The sequence below is a fragment of the Okibacterium sp. AC114 genome (assembly GCF_979253355.1).
Genome location: NZ_CEEDBR010000001.1, coordinates 309,688 through 326,644, shown reverse-complemented (window position 1 = coordinate 326,644; position 16,957 = coordinate 309,688). Strand labels below are relative to the sequence as shown.

At 68.5% G+C, this 16,957-nt stretch carries 16 protein-coding genes; 11 read left to right on the top strand and 5 right to left on the bottom strand.

What is annotated here, in order from left to right:
- The first annotated feature begins 30 nt into the window (after positions 1-30).
- Positions 31-744 (top strand): alpha/beta fold hydrolase, encoded by a 714-nt coding sequence (locus ACZ6IE_RS01555; RefSeq protein WP_464606469.1) that lies wholly within the window; start codon positions 31-33, stop codon positions 742-744.
- Positions 741-1,562: an esterase/lipase family protein gene (locus ACZ6IE_RS01550; RefSeq protein WP_464606468.1), complete on the top strand. Its 822-nt coding sequence runs from the start codon at positions 741-743 to the stop codon at positions 1,560-1,562. Before ACZ6IE_RS01555 ends, ACZ6IE_RS01550 begins: the two co-directional genes overlap by 4 nt.
- 69 nt (positions 1,563-1,631) lie before the next feature.
- On the opposite strand, the gene ACZ6IE_RS01545 is transcribed toward ACZ6IE_RS01550, so the two are convergent.
- Positions 1,632-2,423, bottom strand: a complete 792-nt coding sequence (locus tag ACZ6IE_RS01545) for a serine hydrolase (protein WP_464606467.1) — start codon at positions 2,421-2,423, stop codon at positions 1,632-1,634.
- 133 nt (positions 2,424-2,556) lie between these two features.
- The gene (locus ACZ6IE_RS01540) at positions 2,557-4,575 is read right to left on the bottom strand and encodes a M13 family metallopeptidase (RefSeq protein WP_464606466.1); all 2,019 of its coding nucleotides are present in this window, start codon (positions 4,573-4,575) and stop codon (positions 2,557-2,559) included.
- A gap of 78 nt (positions 4,576-4,653) precedes the next feature.
- Between ACZ6IE_RS01540 and ACZ6IE_RS01535 the strand changes: the two genes are divergently transcribed.
- From ACZ6IE_RS01535 to ACZ6IE_RS01525, 3 genes are all read left to right on the top strand, one after another.
- Complete coding sequence (locus tag ACZ6IE_RS01535; protein ID WP_464606465.1) at positions 4,654-5,982, top strand: MATE family efflux transporter; 1,329 nt, start codon at positions 4,654-4,656, stop codon at positions 5,980-5,982.
- Positions 5,983-6,157: 175 nt separating this feature from the next.
- A complete protein-coding gene (locus ACZ6IE_RS01530) occupies positions 6,158-7,264 on the top strand; it encodes an endo alpha-1,4 polygalactosaminidase (RefSeq protein ID WP_464606464.1) in 1,107 nt (368 codons plus the stop codon).
- A 40-nt stretch (positions 7,265-7,304) separates the two neighbouring features.
- Complete coding sequence (locus ACZ6IE_RS01525) at positions 7,305-8,249, top strand: AraC family transcriptional regulator (protein WP_464606463.1); 945 nt, start codon at positions 7,305-7,307, stop codon at positions 8,247-8,249.
- Between the two features lie 35 nt (positions 8,250-8,284).
- Here ACZ6IE_RS01525 and ACZ6IE_RS01520 read toward each other — a convergent pair whose 3' ends face one another.
- Both ACZ6IE_RS01520 and ACZ6IE_RS01515 read right to left on the bottom strand, forming a co-directional pair.
- Entirely contained in the window at positions 8,285-9,664 is a 1,380-nt protein-coding gene (locus ACZ6IE_RS01520) for a maltokinase N-terminal cap-like domain-containing protein (RefSeq protein ID WP_464606462.1), read from the bottom strand.
- Between the two features lie 228 nt (positions 9,665-9,892).
- On the bottom strand, positions 9,893-10,549 hold the full coding sequence (locus ACZ6IE_RS01515) for a hypothetical protein (protein ID WP_464606461.1): 657 nt from the start codon (positions 10,547-10,549) through the stop codon (positions 9,893-9,895).
- Between the two features lie 215 nt (positions 10,550-10,764).
- Here ACZ6IE_RS01515 and ACZ6IE_RS01510 point away from each other — a divergent pair, with 215 nt between their 5' ends.
- From ACZ6IE_RS01510 to ACZ6IE_RS01490, 5 genes are read left to right on the top strand one after another with little or no spacing between them, the layout of a single operon-like run.
- Positions 10,765-11,718, top strand: coding sequence for an ABC transporter ATP-binding protein (locus tag ACZ6IE_RS01510; RefSeq protein ID WP_464606460.1), 954 nt, complete (start codon positions 10,765-10,767; stop codon positions 11,716-11,718).
- On the top strand, positions 11,715-12,659 hold the full coding sequence (locus ACZ6IE_RS01505) for an ABC transporter permease (RefSeq protein ID WP_464606459.1): 945 nt from the start codon (positions 11,715-11,717) through the stop codon (positions 12,657-12,659). Before ACZ6IE_RS01510 ends, ACZ6IE_RS01505 begins: the two co-directional genes overlap by 4 nt.
- A gap of 36 nt (positions 12,660-12,695) precedes the next feature.
- Complete coding sequence (locus tag ACZ6IE_RS01500) at positions 12,696-14,039, top strand: sensor histidine kinase (RefSeq protein ID WP_464606458.1); 1,344 nt, start codon at positions 12,696-12,698, stop codon at positions 14,037-14,039.
- Positions 14,036-14,695: a response regulator gene (locus ACZ6IE_RS01495; protein WP_464606457.1), complete on the top strand. Its 660-nt coding sequence runs from the start codon at positions 14,036-14,038 to the stop codon at positions 14,693-14,695. The genes ACZ6IE_RS01500 and ACZ6IE_RS01495 overlap by 4 nt, the downstream gene beginning before the upstream one ends.
- Positions 14,692-15,204, top strand: coding sequence for a methylated-DNA--[protein]-cysteine S-methyltransferase (locus tag ACZ6IE_RS01490; RefSeq protein WP_464606456.1), 513 nt, complete (start codon positions 14,692-14,694; stop codon positions 15,202-15,204). The genes ACZ6IE_RS01495 and ACZ6IE_RS01490 overlap by 4 nt, the downstream gene beginning before the upstream one ends.
- Positions 15,205-15,237: 33 nt before the next feature.
- On the opposite strand, the gene ACZ6IE_RS01485 is transcribed toward ACZ6IE_RS01490, so the two are convergent.
- Complete coding sequence (locus ACZ6IE_RS01485; protein WP_464606455.1) at positions 15,238-15,783, bottom strand: hypothetical protein; 546 nt, start codon at positions 15,781-15,783, stop codon at positions 15,238-15,240.
- A gap of 204 nt (positions 15,784-15,987) precedes the next feature.
- Between ACZ6IE_RS01485 and ACZ6IE_RS01480 the strand changes: the two genes are divergently transcribed.
- Positions 15,988-16,884 carry a glucose 1-dehydrogenase gene (locus ACZ6IE_RS01480; RefSeq protein WP_464606454.1) on the top strand — a complete coding sequence of 299 codons (897 nt, stop codon included), beginning with the start codon at positions 15,988-15,990 and terminating at the stop codon, positions 16,882-16,884.
- The last annotated feature ends 73 nt before the right edge of the window (positions 16,885-16,957 follow it).

Below are 16,957 nucleotides of genomic sequence, written 5' to 3'. Positions count from 1 at the left end.
TCGACGCGTGAGTTTCATTCGGAACAGCGCGTGACGCTCGTGACCGAATCGGGGCTGCACACGGGGCCAAGTTTCGTGCTCGTGCACGGCATCGGCATGGGGCACCGCTACTGGTCGGGGCTGTCGCAGATTCTGGAGAAGGTGGGGCGCGTGTATGCGCTCGACCTGCCCGGTTTCGGCGACGCTCCCGAACCCGCCCGGCCGCTCGACATGGTTGCGTCGGGCGAGCTGCTCGCCGAGCTCGTGGAACGGTGGCGCATCGAACGGCCCGTACTCGTCGGGCATTCGATGGGCACACAGATCGTGGCCGAGGCTGCCGCGCGGCATCCGGAACTCTTCGACACCGTCGTGCTGATCGCGCCGACCGTGAACCCCGCCGAACGCACCGTGCCGAAGCAGGCGATGCGGTTGGTGCAAGACCTGTCGACGACCCACCCGCGTGTGTTGTGGATGGGGGCGCGGTACTACGTGAAAGCCGGGCCGCGGTGGTACATCGAGAAACTCGGCAGCATGATGAACCATCGGGTCGAGGCGACGCTGCCGCGGGTGCAAGCCCGCACGCTGGTGATCCGGGGCGCGAAAGACCCGGTTTGCCCGCACGACTGGGCTGTGCGCGTCGCTACGATCATGCCGCACGCACATCTGGCCGAGGTGCCGGGGCGGGGGCACGAGACCATGATTACGGGTTATCGGCGCGTGGGCGAGCTCATCCTGAAGCACGTGCGGGCGGGGAGCCACCGATGAGCGATGAGGATGCGCTGAGCACACACGAATTCGGACCGCTCGGCGGCCGAGGTGACGCGACGCGCGCGGGCGAGCAGGCGTCTGACCGCGTAGGCGCGGACACGGACACGGACGCGAACGCGATTCAGCGGGCGAGGCCGTCGCTGATTCAGGAGGCCCTGTGGACGACGGCGGACTTCATCGAGTCGGCCCGGCTGCACGCGGAGGCGGCGCTGCATCCGGAACCGCCGGATCGATACCGGCACGGCGACCCGGCGAAGCCGACCGTGCTGCTGCTGCCGGGCGTCTATGAAACGTGGAACTTCTTGCGCGTCATCGCCGACGCCCTCAACGAGGACGGCTATCGCATCGCGCCGGTCGGTGGGCTCGGCTACAACCTGTTGCCGATCGCCGAAACCGCGACGCGGCTGACGAAGGCGCTGCGCGCACTGCCCGTGCCGTCGGGCGGCCGGGCCATTCTGGCGCACAGCAAGGGCGGCCTGATCGGCAAATACCTGTTGCGCGCTCACGGCGCCGAGTTGGGGATCGAGAAGCTGACGGCCATCGCAACCCCCTTCGCCGGCTCGCGGCGGGCCAAGTACATGCTCGACCCGCGCCTGCGCATCTTCGACCCTGCCGACGAAACGATCGTGCAGTTGGGGGCGGATGCGTCGGTGAACCCGCGCATCACCTCGATCTTCGGCACCTTCGACGCTCAGGTTCCTGACGGCAGCGTGCTGTCGGAGGCGCGTAACGTGCAGGTTCCGGTGCACGGGCACTTCAAGGTGCTGAGCGCACCGGAGACTGTGGCGGCTGTGAAGGAATCACTCACGGCCTGAACGTGTGGCGTGCTTGCGCGGCAAGCGAAGCGCACGGGCGACGGCCGTGAACCGGTGTGAACCGAGCCGCTAGTCCTGCACGTATTCGACGAGGTCGTAGCCGATGGTGCGGAGCGCGTCGATGACGGCGAGCCGCGCCTGCAGGCTGTCGTCGGTGAAGGTGACCCCGACCGCGTAGGAGACACCCGCTCGCGTGCCCGTGAGCACGCCCGCCTCGGCGCGCAGACCGGAGGCCACACCGGTGCGATTGAAAAGCCGCAAACCGTGGTCGCCCGCCCGGTGGGACCCCGGGTCGAGGCCGAACGCCGAGGCGACGAGCGAGAGATCATGGCCGAGGCTGAGCCAGGAGACGACGCGCTGGCTGGTGGCCTGGTCGACGATCGTGCCGCGCGCGAGTGACGCGAAAAGCCAATTGACCTCTTTCATCGAGCCGACCGAGAGATGCGGCGCGTCGTCGGGGCCGCGTTTGTCGCGGGCCACATCGAGCAGCGCCATGCGCCGCAGCCCGAGGTCTTCCGTGCGCACCCGCACGGCGTCGAGACCGACCTTGCGCAGCAACACGTTGGTGGCGAGGTTGTCGCCCGTTGCCCCGATGAGCGCGGCCACATCGGCGACGGGCAACGAGGGCGCCTGCAGGTGCTGCCAGATGCCGCTCTGCGACACGAAGTCGGTCGACTCGCGATCGAGGATGGTGAGCGCCGCGAATTCGGTGTCGTTGAGTTTGGCGGCGACATCGACGAGCAGCAGCGTGGTGCCGATGCCCGCCGTCGGCATGATGACGTAGTCGTCGACCGACAACAGCTCTTCGCCCGTCGTGAGGTCGCTCACGCGCGCCGACACCTGCACGCCGTTGCGCGCCAAGAAATCGAGCGCCTTGAGGCTGCGCGAAAAACTCTCGGCGTGCTCGACGGACCGGTGGCGAGCTCGTGGCCGCTGCCGTCGGCGGGCACGACCGTGGGAAGGCGGAGGCGTTGACGTCACGAAACTCTTTCGGCTACCAGATGGAGACGCGCTGCTCGGGCGGCAGCCAGAGGGCGTCTTTTTCGGTGACGCCAAAAGTAGCGTAGAACTCGTCGATGTTTCTGACAATTTGGTTGCAGCGGAACTCGTTGGGCGAGTGCGGATCGATCGACAGGAGGCGGATGACCTCGGCGTCGCGCCCCTTCTGCTGCCACGCCTGAGCCCACGACAGGAAGAAGCGCTCGGCCCCGCTGAGCCCGTCGATGACGGGCGGCTCTGCGCCATCGAGCGAGATGACGTAGGCCTTCCACGCGATGGCAAGACCACCGAGGTCGCCGATGTTCTCACCGATGGTGAGCGAGCCGTTGACGTGCTGATCGGGCACCTGGGCGGGCGCGAGGGCGTCGAACTGCGCGATAAGCGACGCCGTGCGCTGCTCGAAGGCCTGGCGGTCGGCATCCGTCCACCAGTTGGTGAGGCGACCGTCGCCGTCGTACTGCGAGCCCTGGTCGTCGAAGCCGTGACCGATCTCGTGGCCGATGACGGCGCCGATGGCACCGTAGTTGGCAGCGGAGTCGCGCGTCTCGTCGAAGAACGGGTACTGCAGGATGGCGGCGGGGAAGACGATCTCGTTGAAGCCGGGGTTGTAGTAGGCGTTGATGGTCTGCGGCGTCATGAACCACTCGTCGCGGTCGAGCGGCTGACCGATCTTGCCGAGCTCGCGGTTCAGATCGAACAGGTTCGACCGGCGCACGTTGCCGAACAGGTCGTCCGGGTCGATGACGAGCTCGGAGTAGTCGCGCCATTTCACGGGGAAACCGATCTTGGGCGTGAATTTCGACAGCTTGTCGAGGGCCTTGAGGCGGGTCTCTTCGCTCATCCAGTCAAGGGCCTCGATGGACTGGCGGTAGGCCTCGACCAGGTTGGCGACCAAGACATCCATGCTGTCTTTCGCCTGCGGCGGGAAGTGGCGGGCGACGTAGACCTGGCCGACGGCCTCGCCCAGGGCGCCCTCGACGAGGGAGACGGCGCGCTTCCATCGATCGCGCATATCGGGGGTGCCCGTGAGCGTGCGTGCGTAGAAGTCGAAGTTGGCCTCGACGAAGGCGGCCGGCAGGTAGGGGGCGGCGGAGTGCACGATCTTCCAGGCCAGCCAGTCGCGCCAGGCCGGGAGACGGTCGTCGGTGAAGAGGCCGCCGACCTGCTCGAAGAAGCTGGGCTCGCGCACGACGACCTCGGCGAAGGCGTGCTCATGCTCACCGAGGAGCGCCGAGCGCCACACGTCGAGATCGATCGAGGAGCCGGTGTCGGCGTCGGCGTCGGACCCACCCGCAGCGGACGCGAACTCGTCCCAGGTGCGCAGGTTGTAGGTGGCCTGGCTGTCGCGCGTCTTGACGTTGTCCCAGTGCAGGGCCGCGATATCGGTCTCGAGCTGGAACACGCGCTCGGCCCGCGCGGCCGCATCGTCAGCTCCTGCCGGCGCACCGGCCTCGGCGGCGAGCTCGAACATGGTCTGCAGGTGGGCGAGGTAGGCCGCGCGCACGGCCTCGAACTTCTCGTCGCGGAAGTAGCTCTCGTCGGGCAGCGTGATGCCGCCCTGCTCGAGGAAGACGAGGTAGCGCTCGGGGTTGCCCGGGTCGTTGTCGACGAAGGGCTGGAAGACGCCGCCGATGCCCTGTCGTTGCAGCTCGCCGATGGTGCGCAACAGCGCCGGCACGGAATCGACCGCGGATGCCTGGGCCAGATGTTCGAGCACGGGCTCGATGCCCAGCCGCTCGATGGCCTCGTCGTTCATGAAGCTCGTGTAGAGGTCGCCGATCTTGCGCTCGACAGTGCCATCGGCAGCGTTCTGCGCGTCGAAGATGATGTGCTGGACGTTCTTCTCCGCCGCCTCGGCGAGCTGATGGAACGAGCCCCATCGCGCCTTGTCGCCCGGAATCTCGGTGCGGTCGATCCATTTTCCGTTGACGTGCCGAAACAGGTCGTCTTGTGGGCGAACCGCGGGATCGAGTTCGTCGAGGGCGATGCCGGAGGAGAGCGGAGCGTCAGTCATTCCTCCACCCTAGACGCCTCCACCGACGCTCGGCAGGGGCGGATCGGCACCGTCGGTGGCCGCCGCTAGGGTCGAACCATGACCCCGCCAGCGCCTCCAACGGTCGATCGCCAGATCGTTCGCCTGGCGGTGCCCGCGCTCGGTGCCCTCATCGCCGAGCCGCTCTTCTTGTTGGCCGATTCGGCCATGGTCGGGCACCTCGGCGTCGAACCCCTCGCGGGCCTCGGAATCGCCAGCGCCGTGCTGCAGACGATCATCGGCCTCATGGTGTTCCTGGCCTACGCCACGACTCCCGCCGCAGCGCGACGATGGGGTGCCGGAGACGAGCGGGGCGCCGTGTCGGTGGGCATCGACGGCGTGTGGCTGGCGCTGCTACTCGGAGTCGGGCTCACGATCGCCGGGCTGATTTTCGCACCATCCGTCGTGTCGTTGTTCGGCGCGTCGCCCGGGGTGGCCGAACAGGCGCACACCTACCTGGCCATCTCGATGCTCGGCATCCCGGCCATGCTCGCCATCTTCGCCGGCACAGGCCTCTTGCGCGGGTTGCAAGACACCACGACGCCGCTCGTCGTCGCGGGAGCCGGTTTCGGCGCCAACATCCTGCTCAACTTCCTCCTCATCTATGGCGCGGGGTGGGGTATCGCCGGTTCTGCCGTCGGCACCGTCGTCGCACAGTGGGGCATGTTCGTGGCCTACGCCGTGGTCGTGGGCCGGCACGCCCGGCGCACGCAGGCGCGCGTGCGCCCACACCTCGGCGGCATCGGCGGGTCGGCGAAATCGGGCGGATGGTTGCTCGTGCGCACGGCGAGCCTGCGCGCCGCCATGCTGTTGGCCGTCGCCATCGCCACATCGCTCGGCACCGACGAATTGGCCGGCTTCCAGGTGGTCATGACGATCTTCGCCACGCTGGCGTTCGCCCTCGACGCCCTGGCCATCGCCGCGCAGGCCCTCATCGGCAAGGGGCTCGGGGCGGCCGACGTCGCCGGCGTGAAACAGGTCCTGAAACGCTGTCTGCAGTGGGGCCTTCTCTCGGGTGTGGTGCTGGGGCTCGTCGTCGCGCTTCTGAGCGGGGCCATCGGGTTGCTGTTCACGGGCGACCCACGTCTCGCCCAACTCATCCAGCTCAGCCTCGTCATCACCGGTGTGGCCGCACCGCTCGGCGGCGTCGTGTTCGTGCTCGACGGCGTGCTCATCGGGGCGGGCGATGCGCGCTATCTGGCGCTCACGGGGCTCATCAACCTGGCCGTCTTCGTGCCGCTCGCCCTCGCAGCCGGCGCCTGGGGTGGTTCCGGCGCGAGCGGGCTCGCCACGCTGACGGGGGCCTTCATGTTCGGCTATCTCGGCGCACGCGGCGTCACGCTGTGGATGCGGGCGCGCGGCGACGGGTGGATGCGCACGGGAGTGTGACGACCGGGCCGCGGCGACGAATGACGAGCCGTGGGAGGCCGTGATTCCCGCCGACCGAACGCTGGGCGGCGCGAAACTGAACGGATGATGACAAGGCGATCACGAAACCATAACCCTCGCCCTTTCTGGGAGGACGGGCCTCCCGGGGTCCAGTTTCGGCTGTTACTTTCCTGACGTGTCACGCATCCGCCGCCCTCTCTCACCCCGCCTCGGCACCGCCCTGGTCATCGGGGCGGTCGCCACCATCGCCCTCGCCGGGTTCGCCACCACGCATGTCGCGCCGTCGGCCAGCCAGCTCGCAACGTCGAGCGACGCCCCGAGCGTGAGCGCCACCGCGCAGGCCGCCGCCGGGGCCAGCCCGCTCGGCGACGGGCCAGCCGACGACGCGGGTGACACAGACGGCGCCGGGCAGCCGGCCGGCGCCGGAGCCAGCGCCGAGCCCCTGGCCGCCGGTGGCACGGGTTCGAACCCCGGCCCGAGCGCCACCCGACCCGCCGCCGAATCCGACGAAGCCCTCGCCGCCGGCATCGCCCCGTTTCCCGAATCCCCCGTCGCCGACTACCAAGTCGGTGGTGCCTACGATCCGGCCCCGGGCGTGAACCTCGTCGTGCGCACCGCGAAGGCATTCCCCGAGCGGGGGCTCTACAACGTGTGCGCCATCGACGCGTTCCAGACGCAGCGCGCCGACGTGGACTTCTGGTTGAGCAACAACCGCGACCTCCTGCTCTGGGATGCCTCGGGCGCACCCCTCGCCGACCCCGAAGCGCCGGGTGAATACATCCTCGATATTTCGACGTCTGCCAAACGCGGGCGCATCGCCGAGATCCAGACGCGAGAGCTGCGAGACTGCGCCGCCCGCGGCTTCCAGGCGGTCGAGCTCGACAACCTCGACTCCTACAAGAAGTCGGCGGGCGCCTTCGACCTCGGCGCCGCCTCCGCCTTCGCTGCGCTCCTGACTGCCAAGGCTCACGCACTCGGCATGCCCATCGGCCAGAAGAACACCCCCGAGCTGGGTTGGGCGGGGTCAGACGAGATCGGCTTCGACTTCGCCGTGGCCGAAGACTGCATGGCCGACCAGAACTGTTCGGCGTACACCGACGTCTACGGCACCCGGGTCATCGGCCTCGAGTACACCGATCGCACCACCGACTTCGCCACGGTGTGCGCCGACCGGCGTCGGCCGAGCAGTACTCTCCTCAGGGACCGGGCTCTGCGCATCCCGGGCACGCCCGGCTACGCCGCCGAACGCTGCATGACGGAGCCGACTGCGCTTTCTGGATAACCCGCTTTGCCAGCGAGAAGCGACCGGATAATTTGGCCGAATGGACCGAAGGGTGGTCAATTTTCGGTTCAAAACCGCAAGTCCCGACGAGGCGTCTGCGCACCTCACGAAACGGTACTCGCGCTTCCGCATCCAGGCGGCCGACCCCCGCGCCTTCGGCTTCGAACACACCGCGCTCGGTGACGACAATTTCACGATCGAACGCCTGACGTTCCAGGCTCGCGCGACCGCGACGATGGATGTCACACCGGCCTTCGTCGTCGGGCACCTGCTGGGTGGCCGCTGGAGCCTGAGCTCGGGGCAGCAGAACATCGACGTGCGCACGCCCGTGCTGTACCCGCATCGCGAGGTCGAGAACACCTGGCACGACCTGCAGCTCGGAGTCGTCACGATCGCCCCCGACGAGGTGCTCGAGGTCGCCCGCCTGCTGGGTGCCGGACCCCGATTCGCGTTCACCGGTAACAACCCCGTCGATTCCGAGAGCGCCAGCCTCTGGCAGGCCGCCGTGCAGCACGCCAACCGCGATGTTCTCGGTAATCCTGAATTCGTGGCCAATCCGCTCGTGCGGGACGAGGCCCGTCACACGCTCATCCTGGCGCTTCTGCGCACGTTCCCGAACAGCACCATGGACAGGCCCCGACTGCCGGATGCCGGAGCGGCGCCAGCGTCCGTTAGACGGGCCGTGCAGTACATCGAAGACAATGCGCACGGTGCGGTCGATATCCGGGGAATCGCCGAAGCCTCGGGTTTGAGCGTGCGCGGGATCCAGGCGGCATTCCAGCGCACCTTCGACATGTCCCCGCTGAGCTATCTGCGGATGGTGCGACTCGAGGCCGTGCGTAAGGAACTGCGTGCGCTCGAACGGGACGATGAGGGAACCGTGTCGTCGGTCGCGCACAGTTGGGGCTTCGTGCACCTGGGCCGGTTCGCGGCCCAATATCGCGAGCGGTTCGGCGAGTCGCCGAGCACAACGCGCCACCGCTGACCCGCGTCACCGCAGAACAGCCGTGCCGCCGCGCCCTATTCGGCGACGGGCGGGGCGGAACGCGCGACGAGTCGCTCGACCGCCGAGGTGGGGATGCTCACCCAGTCGGGCCGGTTGCGCGCCTCGTAGACCGCCTCGTAGACGGCCTTGTCGATCTCGAACGCGTCGAGCAGGGCGCGTTGGGCACGGACATCCGTGCCGGATGCCGCGATGTAACCGTCGACGAACGAGCGGCGGGCCGTCGACGCCCAGGCGGAGGCATCGACGGGCGGGTCGCTGTGGGCGAGCGAACCCGCCACGTAGTCGAACGAACGCAGCATGCCGGCGACGTCGCGCAGCGTGACATCGGGGCGCGAGCGCTCGGGCATGGGACGCAGCGGTTCGCCCTCGAAGTCGAGGAGAACCCACCCGCGCTCGGGCGAATAGAGGGCCTGGCCCAGGTGCAGGTCGCCGTGGATGCGCTGGAGCCGCGGCCATTCGACCTCGGCCGTGCGGTCGTAGAGCGCGAGGATGCGTGCGCCGAACGGCGCGACAGCGGGGGCCTCGGCGGACGCGATGCGCACGCGGCGGCGCATGCTCTCGAGCGCGCCCGCGATCTCGTCGGGACCGGCCTCGACGGTGTCGAGGGTCTCGGCCAAGACCTGGTGCACCTCGGCGACCGTGCGCCCGAGTTCGAAGGCCTGCTCGGAGAAGTCCTCGCCGGCCTCGGCGGCACGCAGGGCCACGCGCCAGGCATCCTCGAGTCCCGGCAGGAACTCCTGCACGAACGCGAGGTGTCCGGTGGCGGTGCCGCTCTCGCGACCCGGGTCGGGCCAGGTGGCCGTCAGCGAACCGAAGGAGGTGGGCACTCGACGGGACCCGCCACTCGTGAGGGCGGCCTGCGTGGTGACATCCGGATTCTCGCCGTGGTGGAGTACACGGAAAACCTTGGCGATGACGTGGGGAACGGGGCCGCCCTCGACGTCGTAGATGATCGAGGTGTTCGACTGCTCGCCGCGCAGGACGCGGGAATTGACGCGCACACCGGGGTCGAGAAGCGTGTGGCCGGATGCCGTCGCACCCTCGCCCGAGGTGTCGAGCGCGTGCGTGATCTGGTGCAGCAGGGATGCCGCGTAGGCCGGGTCGTGGGGCCCGTCATAAAGGTGACGTCCGTCGACCTCACCGATGAGGAAGGCCTCGCCACCCTCGAGCGGCGCATCGCGGTGGACGACCGGCACCTGATAGAGAACGGGCTTCTCGTGTGCCTCGTCGATGAGGAGGTAGCTGACGACGGTGGCGCCCTCTGCGTGCGGGTGGCCGACGGGCACGACGCCCTCGAGGGCTCCGATCACGCGGATGCGGGGCTGCCTGCCCTTGGTCGCATACCAACGTTGGTCAGCAATCCATTCGGCCAGGCGCGAGACGAGAACACTCATGTCGGCACACTACCCGGTGCACCCGAACAGGCGAGAGGGCTTGCATTTGCTGCGGCGACCGTTCGGTGTGACCGAGCCGGCAGACATCGGGCCGCCGATAGAGCCACACGGAGCCACACGGAGACGCGCCGAGGCGGTGCCGGGCACGAAGAAAGGGGCGGCCCCGATGGGACCGCCCCTTCGCGAGGGTGCGCGCAGCCCAGACAGGGCGCGCACGCTCAGGCCGTTTTAGCGGCCGAGTCCCAACCCACCGAGGGTGTCGTTGAGAAGGGCGTCGACCGAGTTCGACACGGAGGTGCCGAGGTCGGTGTTCGTGTTGGCGTCGCCGGTCTCGACACCGGTTTCGGTGCCGTTGCCGACGGGGGCGTCGACGGGAGCGTCCACGCTCGTGTCGTTGCCCGAGCCGACGGGTGCGTCGACGGGAGCCTCGATCGGGACATCGACGGGTGCGTCGACATCGTTGCCCGAGCCGACCGGAACGTCGTTGCCGGAGCCGATGGGCGCCTGGACGTCGTTGCCCGAACCGGTCTCGTTGCCCGAGCCCACCTCGTTGCCGTTGCCGGCCTCGTTACCCGAGCCGATGTCGCTCGCCTCGTTGCCCGAGCCGATGTCTCCGGTCTCGACGATGGGGCCGTTGATGAGGCCGCCGTCGATCAAGCCGGTGTCGTTGCCGACGATCCCCGAAGCGGTGTTGCCGCCGAGGATGCCGTTGAGAAGGTCGTTCAGCGTGGTGCTGGTGCTGTCGAACGAGTAGCTGTCCTGGCTGTTGCTCGGCTCGTCGTTCTGAGCCGCGTTCGCGGGGGCGACGATTCCGCCGACCACCAGAGCGGATGCTGCGACGCCGATCGCGCCAGCGGTACCGATCTTTTTCGTGAAGCTATTCATCAGGTGAACTCCTATTCGTTGTTCCGTCGGCTGGAATTTCCCGGCCGACACGAAAGCTTCGGGGGCCTCCCCGAAACCGGATTGGAAAGAATGTCCCCCATCCAGGGGGTTCTCAGGTTTGCTGTCATCCACCGCAGCCATCCACCAATCGGTTGATGGGGCTTTCCACCGTTCGGGCTCTGTTGCGCGGTGCCCGGAACGCGGAGCATTGCACTATGAGCACATCTGAGACCGTCGTCGAGGTCACCGACCTTCAGAAGAACTACGGATCCTTCCACGCCCTGAACGGGGTGACATTCGACATCCGCCGGGGCGAGACCTTCGCCCTCCTGGGACCGAACGGCGCCGGCAAGTCGACCACGATCGAGATTCTCGAGGGCTTTCGCAAGCGCTCGGGCGGGCAGGCACGTGTGTTGGGCGTCGACCCGAACGACGCCGGTCTCGACTGGAAGGCCCAGCTGGGCATCGTCCTGCAGTCGAGCGCCGAGGCCGCCAACGTCACCGTCCGTGAGCAGGTCTCGCAGTTTGCCGGGTATTACTCGCGCCCACGCGATGTCGACGAGGTGATCGAGGCGGTGGGCCTCACGGCGAAGGCGAAGACCCGCATCGGCCAGTTGTCGGGCGGGCAACGTCGCCGCGTGGATGTCGCGCTCGGCGTCATCGGCCGCCCCCAGTTGCTCTTCCTCGACGAACCGACCACCGGTTTCGACCCGGAGGCGCGACGTCATTTCTGGAGCCTCATCGAGGGGCTCAAGGCGGACGGCACCAGCATCCTGCTCACCACCCACTACCTCGACGAGGCCGCACACCTGAGCGACCGTGTGGCCGTGATCGCCGGCGGAAGCCTGATCGACATCGGCACGGTGGACGAGATCGGCGGCACCGAGGCGCGCATCCCGACCGTGCGCTGGCGCGACGCGGCCGGGGTTGCGCACGAGGAACGCACCACGCGGCCGGCCGAACGCGTCGCCGCGCTCTATGCCCAGCTGGGCGAACCGACCGACGTCGAGATCGTGCGGCCGAGCCTCGAAGACATCTACCTCGACCTGGTCGAGAACGATGCCCGCGCCCGCGCGGCCACCGAAACCCAGAACGAGGCCCGCGCGATCAACGCCTCGACCCACGCATCGAACGACACCGCCACACCGGCGACAGGAGAACGCGCATGAGCCTCGAAACCGGCGCCGCCACCGGCACAGCCGCAGCGACGGATATCGACCTCGACCCCGCCCGGACGGCCGCCTTGGCAGCCGTCGCCTCGGTGCCGCCCGACACGGGTGTGCCGAAACTCGATCGGGGACGCGGCCTGCGACTCGGCGTGCGCCGCATCGGCTACGAGGTCAAACAGTACTTCCGCGCGGGCGACCAGGTGTTCTTCACCTTCCTCTTCCCCGTCGTCATGCTCGCGATCTTCTCGGTCGCGTTCAGCGGCACCGGCAACATCGGCACCAATCCGGACGGTTCGGGCGGCATCTCGCAGGCGGCGTTCTACCTGCCGGGCATGATGGCCGCCGGCATCCTGCTGTCGGGCGTGCAGAACCTCGCCGTCGACATCGCCACCGAGAAAAGCGACGGCACCCTCAAACGGTTGAGCGGTTCGCCGTTGCCCGTGATCAGCTATTTCCTCGGCAAGGCGGGGCAGGTGCTCGTGACGTCGATCATGCAGGTCATCCTGTTGTTGCTGTGTGCGCGGTTCCTGTTCAACGTGGCGCTGCCCACCGAACCATCGCGTTGGCTCACCTTCGCCTGGGTGTACCTGCTCGGCATCGTGACGGCGGCGGTTCTCGGCATCGCGCTGTCGGCCGTGCCCCGCACGGGCAAGAGCGCCACGGCCGTCGTCATCCCGGTGGTGTTGGTGCTGCAGTTCATCTCGGGGGTCTACCTGTCCTTCACGATGCTGCCCGAATGGTTGCAGAACGTGGCGAGCATCTTCCCGCTCAAATGGATGGCGCAGGGCATGCGTTCGGTGTTCCTGCCCGAGTCCTTCGAGGCCGCCGAACAGGGCGGCGAGTGGAATCTGGTCGGCGTCGCCATCGCGTTGCTCGTCTGGGCCGTCATCGGAATGGTGCTGGCGCGTGTCACCTTCCGCTGGATCCGCAAAGATAGCTGACAGGGCGTGCGACGCTCGCGGCGATCGGAGACGGCGATGAAGTGGTGGCATGTGGGCACGGGGGCCCTCGTCGTGCTGCTTCTCGGGCTCGTCGGGTGGATGCCGCACCTCGCGCCCGAGATGCGCCTCCTGGCCGCGGGGACACTCGTCGCCTTCGCCGTGCTCTATGCCGCGTGGGGCCAGCGCCTGTTGCGGCAGGACTGCCCGCGCGCGACGGGCTATCTGGCCGCCAGCATCCTGGTCGTCGCGGTCGGGGTGTTCGCCGAGCCGAACCTGCTGATCATGCAGTGCCTGCTGTTCCCCCTCATCTGGGTGCTGTCGAGCAGCATCCGGCACGCCATCGTGCTCAACGTCGTGGCCGCGCCCCTGTTCGTGGTGGCCTACGCCACGGGCCTGGGCGGCAGCGGGCACCTGTGGATCGAGGGCTTCTTCATCGAGGGGCTGTCGCTCGGTTTCAGCATCGTGCTCGGGCTGTGGATCAACAACATCGCCGAGCTGGGACGCCAGAAGTCGCAGCTCTACGACGAGTTGGCGGCCGCGCAAGACCAGCTGGCCGGCCTGAGTCGGGATGCCGGGGCGGCGGCCGAGCGGGAACGGATCGCTCGCGACATCCACGACACCATCGCGCAGAGCGTGACCGGGATCGTGATGTTGGCGCAGCGCGGGCGACGCGAGGTGGATGAGGCCTCGGTTGCGCGCAGACCCGCGATTGCCGAAACGTTCGAGACGATCGAGTCGATGGGCCGCGAGGCGCTCGAAGAGGCCCGCGCCCTCGTGGCCACTCTCGCCAAACTGCCCGACAGCGATGCGACGCTCGAGCAGGCGTTGCGGCGCGTGGCGGAGCGTTTCGGGCGAGAAACCTCGCTGAGGGTGGATGTCGAGACCGACGCCCTGCCGCCGCTCCCCCGCGAGCTCGAGGTCATGTTGCTGCGATGCGCCCAGGAGGGGCTCGCCAATGTGCGCAAACATGCCCGGGCTTCCGCCGCCGTGGTGTCGCTGCGCGTCGAGGGCGGCTTCGTCGAGCTGCGCGTGGATGATGACGGGCGCGGGTATCCGGCCGAGGCCGAGACGCGGGGCACGGCGGGACCGGAGAACGGAGCCGAGACGCCGAACCAGACCGAGACCCAGACTGACATCGACGCCTTGTCGGCGCGCGGCTTCGGCCTGGCCGGGATGCGCGAGCGCCTCGCACTGGCGGACGGCACCGTGAGCATCCGCACGCTGCGGACGCCGGGCGGCGAACCCTTCGGCGCGAGCCTGACCGCGCGGGCTCCGTTGCCCGAGCGAGCGCCAGCACCTGCTCCTACGTCTGCGCCCGTGCGCGCGGCCACCGCCTCGCCGGCACCCGCGCGCGCGGCCCAAGCCGAGAGAACCTCATGACCGAGCCCATCCGCGTCGTGGTCGCCGACGATCACCCCATCGTGCGAGCCGGAATCGTCGCCCTGCTGAGCGCGACCGACGGCATCGAGGTCGTCGGGCAGGCCGCGACGGGTCGCGCCGCCGTCGAGCTCGCCCGCGCCGAACGACCCGATCTCGTGCTCATGGACCTGCGCATGCCCGACCCCGCCGCGTCCGCGGATGAACAACTCGACGGCAGCCAGGCCACGGCACGCATCGTCGAGGCGCAGCCGGCCACACGCGTCCTCATCCTCACCACCTACGAGACCGACGACCACATCCTCGGCGCCATCGAGGCGGGGGCGAGCGGGTACCTGCTGAAGGCGGCTCCGCCCGAGGAGATCGTGGCGGGGGTGCGCTCGGTCGTGGCGGGCCAGACCGCTCTCGCACCCGCCATCGCGGCGACCCTGGTGCGGCGCATGCGCGAGCCCCAGGCATCCGCGGCCCCGTCTTTGAGCGCACGCGAGACACAGGTCTTGCGCCTCGTGGCCGACGGCCTCGGCAACGCCCAGATCGCCACGGCCTTATTCATCAGTGAGGCCACCGTGAAAACACACCTCATCCACGTGTTCGAGAAGCTCGAGGTGTCGAGCCGCACGCGAGCCGTGACGCGCGCCCAAGAGTGGGGGATGCTGTGAGCGCCCGGCACGCCGTCATCGACACGCGTATCGGCGACCTCACGCTCGTCGCCGACGACGATTGCCTGACGGGCATCTATTTTCCCGGTCACTGGACGAAGCCGGATGACACCGCCTGGGGCGAACGCGGAGAGGCCACTGGCGACCCCGTCTTCGAACGGACCCAGGCGCAACTCGAAGAGTACTTCGACGGCGAGCGCACCACCTTCGAGCTGCCGGTCGCGCCCGTCGGCAGCGAGTTCCAGCAGCGTGTGTGGGCGGTGCTCGAGCGCATCCCGTTCGGGCAGACCGTGACCTACGGGCAGATCGCGGCCGAGATCGGCGGGCGCACGGTGGCCCAGATGGTGGGGCAGGCGGTCGGGCGCAACCCGGTGTCGATCGTCATCCCGTGTCACCGGGTCGTGGGCGCGGACGGTTCGCTCACCGGATATGCGGGCGGCCTCGAGCGCAAGCTGTTCCTGCTGGAGCTCGAGGAGCCGCCCGAGATCGCGGCGAGCAAATTGTTCTGACGCGATCAGTGACGCGATCGGTGTCGCGGCCGGTTAGGAGCCGGCGCCCTCGCGCAGCGCGTAGGCCCAGTCGGCGCCGTCGCTCTTCGTGGACGTCTCGATCTTCAGCCCCTCGCTCGAGGTCGTGACCTGAATCGGCACGATGGTCTCGTCGCAGGTCACGTCTTGCCGCGCGACCTCGGCGTCGTTGCTCGACACGACGAACGTCACGGGTCCACCGTCACGGCAGACCGCATTCACCGTGTACGAACCCGGGGCCTGGCTGGTGTAGCTGTCGGAGTTGGAGCTTGCTTCATCGAATCGGCCCTGCGAGCCGGCGACCATACCCTCGCCGTCGTCGTAGTCGAGCACGCCTTCGGCCCATTCGAGGATCTCGCCGTTCGCTTCACGGTCGCCCTCCTCGTCATCCGGGATGTTCGTCGACGCGTTGCCGTTGGTCGAGGGCGCGGTGGCAGCGGCCGACGGGGTGTCGTTGCCGGCGAAGTCGGTGTTGCCCGTGGCGCAGCCGGTGAGCGCAAGCGTCAGGATCGCGGCCGAGGCGAGCGTGGGGGCACAGAGTCGGTTCTTGAGCTTGTCCATGCATCCACGCTAGCGAGCGCGTCGGGCTTCGGAACCCCCCTTCTGCGCGGCCCGCGGGAGTGTTATACGACACCCCTCGTGCGGGGGACGCGCGTCGATGCATCCCCGAAATCTGTCAACCCCTGGATGCGCGCGGGGCCCGGTTTATAGCGTGGAAGACGTCGGTGCGACCCACCGACCCGCCAATTTATGGAAGGTAGAACGATGACGAAAGATCAGTACGCATTCGACGACCCGACCACCCGTTACCCCAGCATCGAGCCGCCCGAGCAGGAGAAACCCGAGCCCGGCCTCGAGAAGGACATCGAACCGAAACCCGACCTCGGCGAGGACAGCTACCGCGGCACGGGCCGCCTCGAGGGCCGCAAGGCGCTCATCACGGGCGGCGACTCGGGCATCGGCGCGGCAACGGCCATCGCCTACGCCCGCGAGGGCGCCGACGTGGTGCTGTCGTACCTGCCAGAAGAAGAGGCCGACGCGCAGAAGATCGTGGCGCTCATCGAGGCGGCCGGTCGCAAGGCCGTCACCGTGCCGGGCGATCTGAAAGACCCGGAGTACTGCCGTGAACTCGTCTCCACAGCCGTGTCGGAACTCGGCGGCCTCGACATCGTCGTCAACAACGGCGGCAAGCAGGTCTACCAGGAGAAGCTCGAAGACCTGACCGACGAGCAGTTCGATCACACCTTCAAGACCAACGTGTACGCCATGTTCTGGATCACGAAGGCCGCGCTGCCGCACCTGAAACCCGGGTCGACCATCATCAACACGACGTCGGTCGAGGCGTACAGCCCGGCGCCGATCCTGGTCGACTACGCCACCACCAAGGCGTCGATCAACACCTTCTCGAAGTCGCTCGCTCAGCAGCTGGCGCCGCGCGGCATCCGCGTGAACACCGTGGCCCCCGGACCCGTGTGGACCGCGCTGCAGACCTCAGACGGTCAGCCGCCCGAGGATCTGCCCGAGTTCGGCAAGTCCACGCCACTCGGCCGTGCCGGACAGCCGGCCGAGCTGGCGCCCGCCTACGTGTTCCTCGCGTCGGGCGAGTCGAGCTTCGTCGTCGGAGAGACGCTCAACGTCAACGGCGGCATGCCCACCCCGTAACGACGACCGGCCGGCGGATGTCTCGCGACGCGTTTCGGCGCGCAGCGGGCACCGCCGGCCGTTTTCGTCTGCC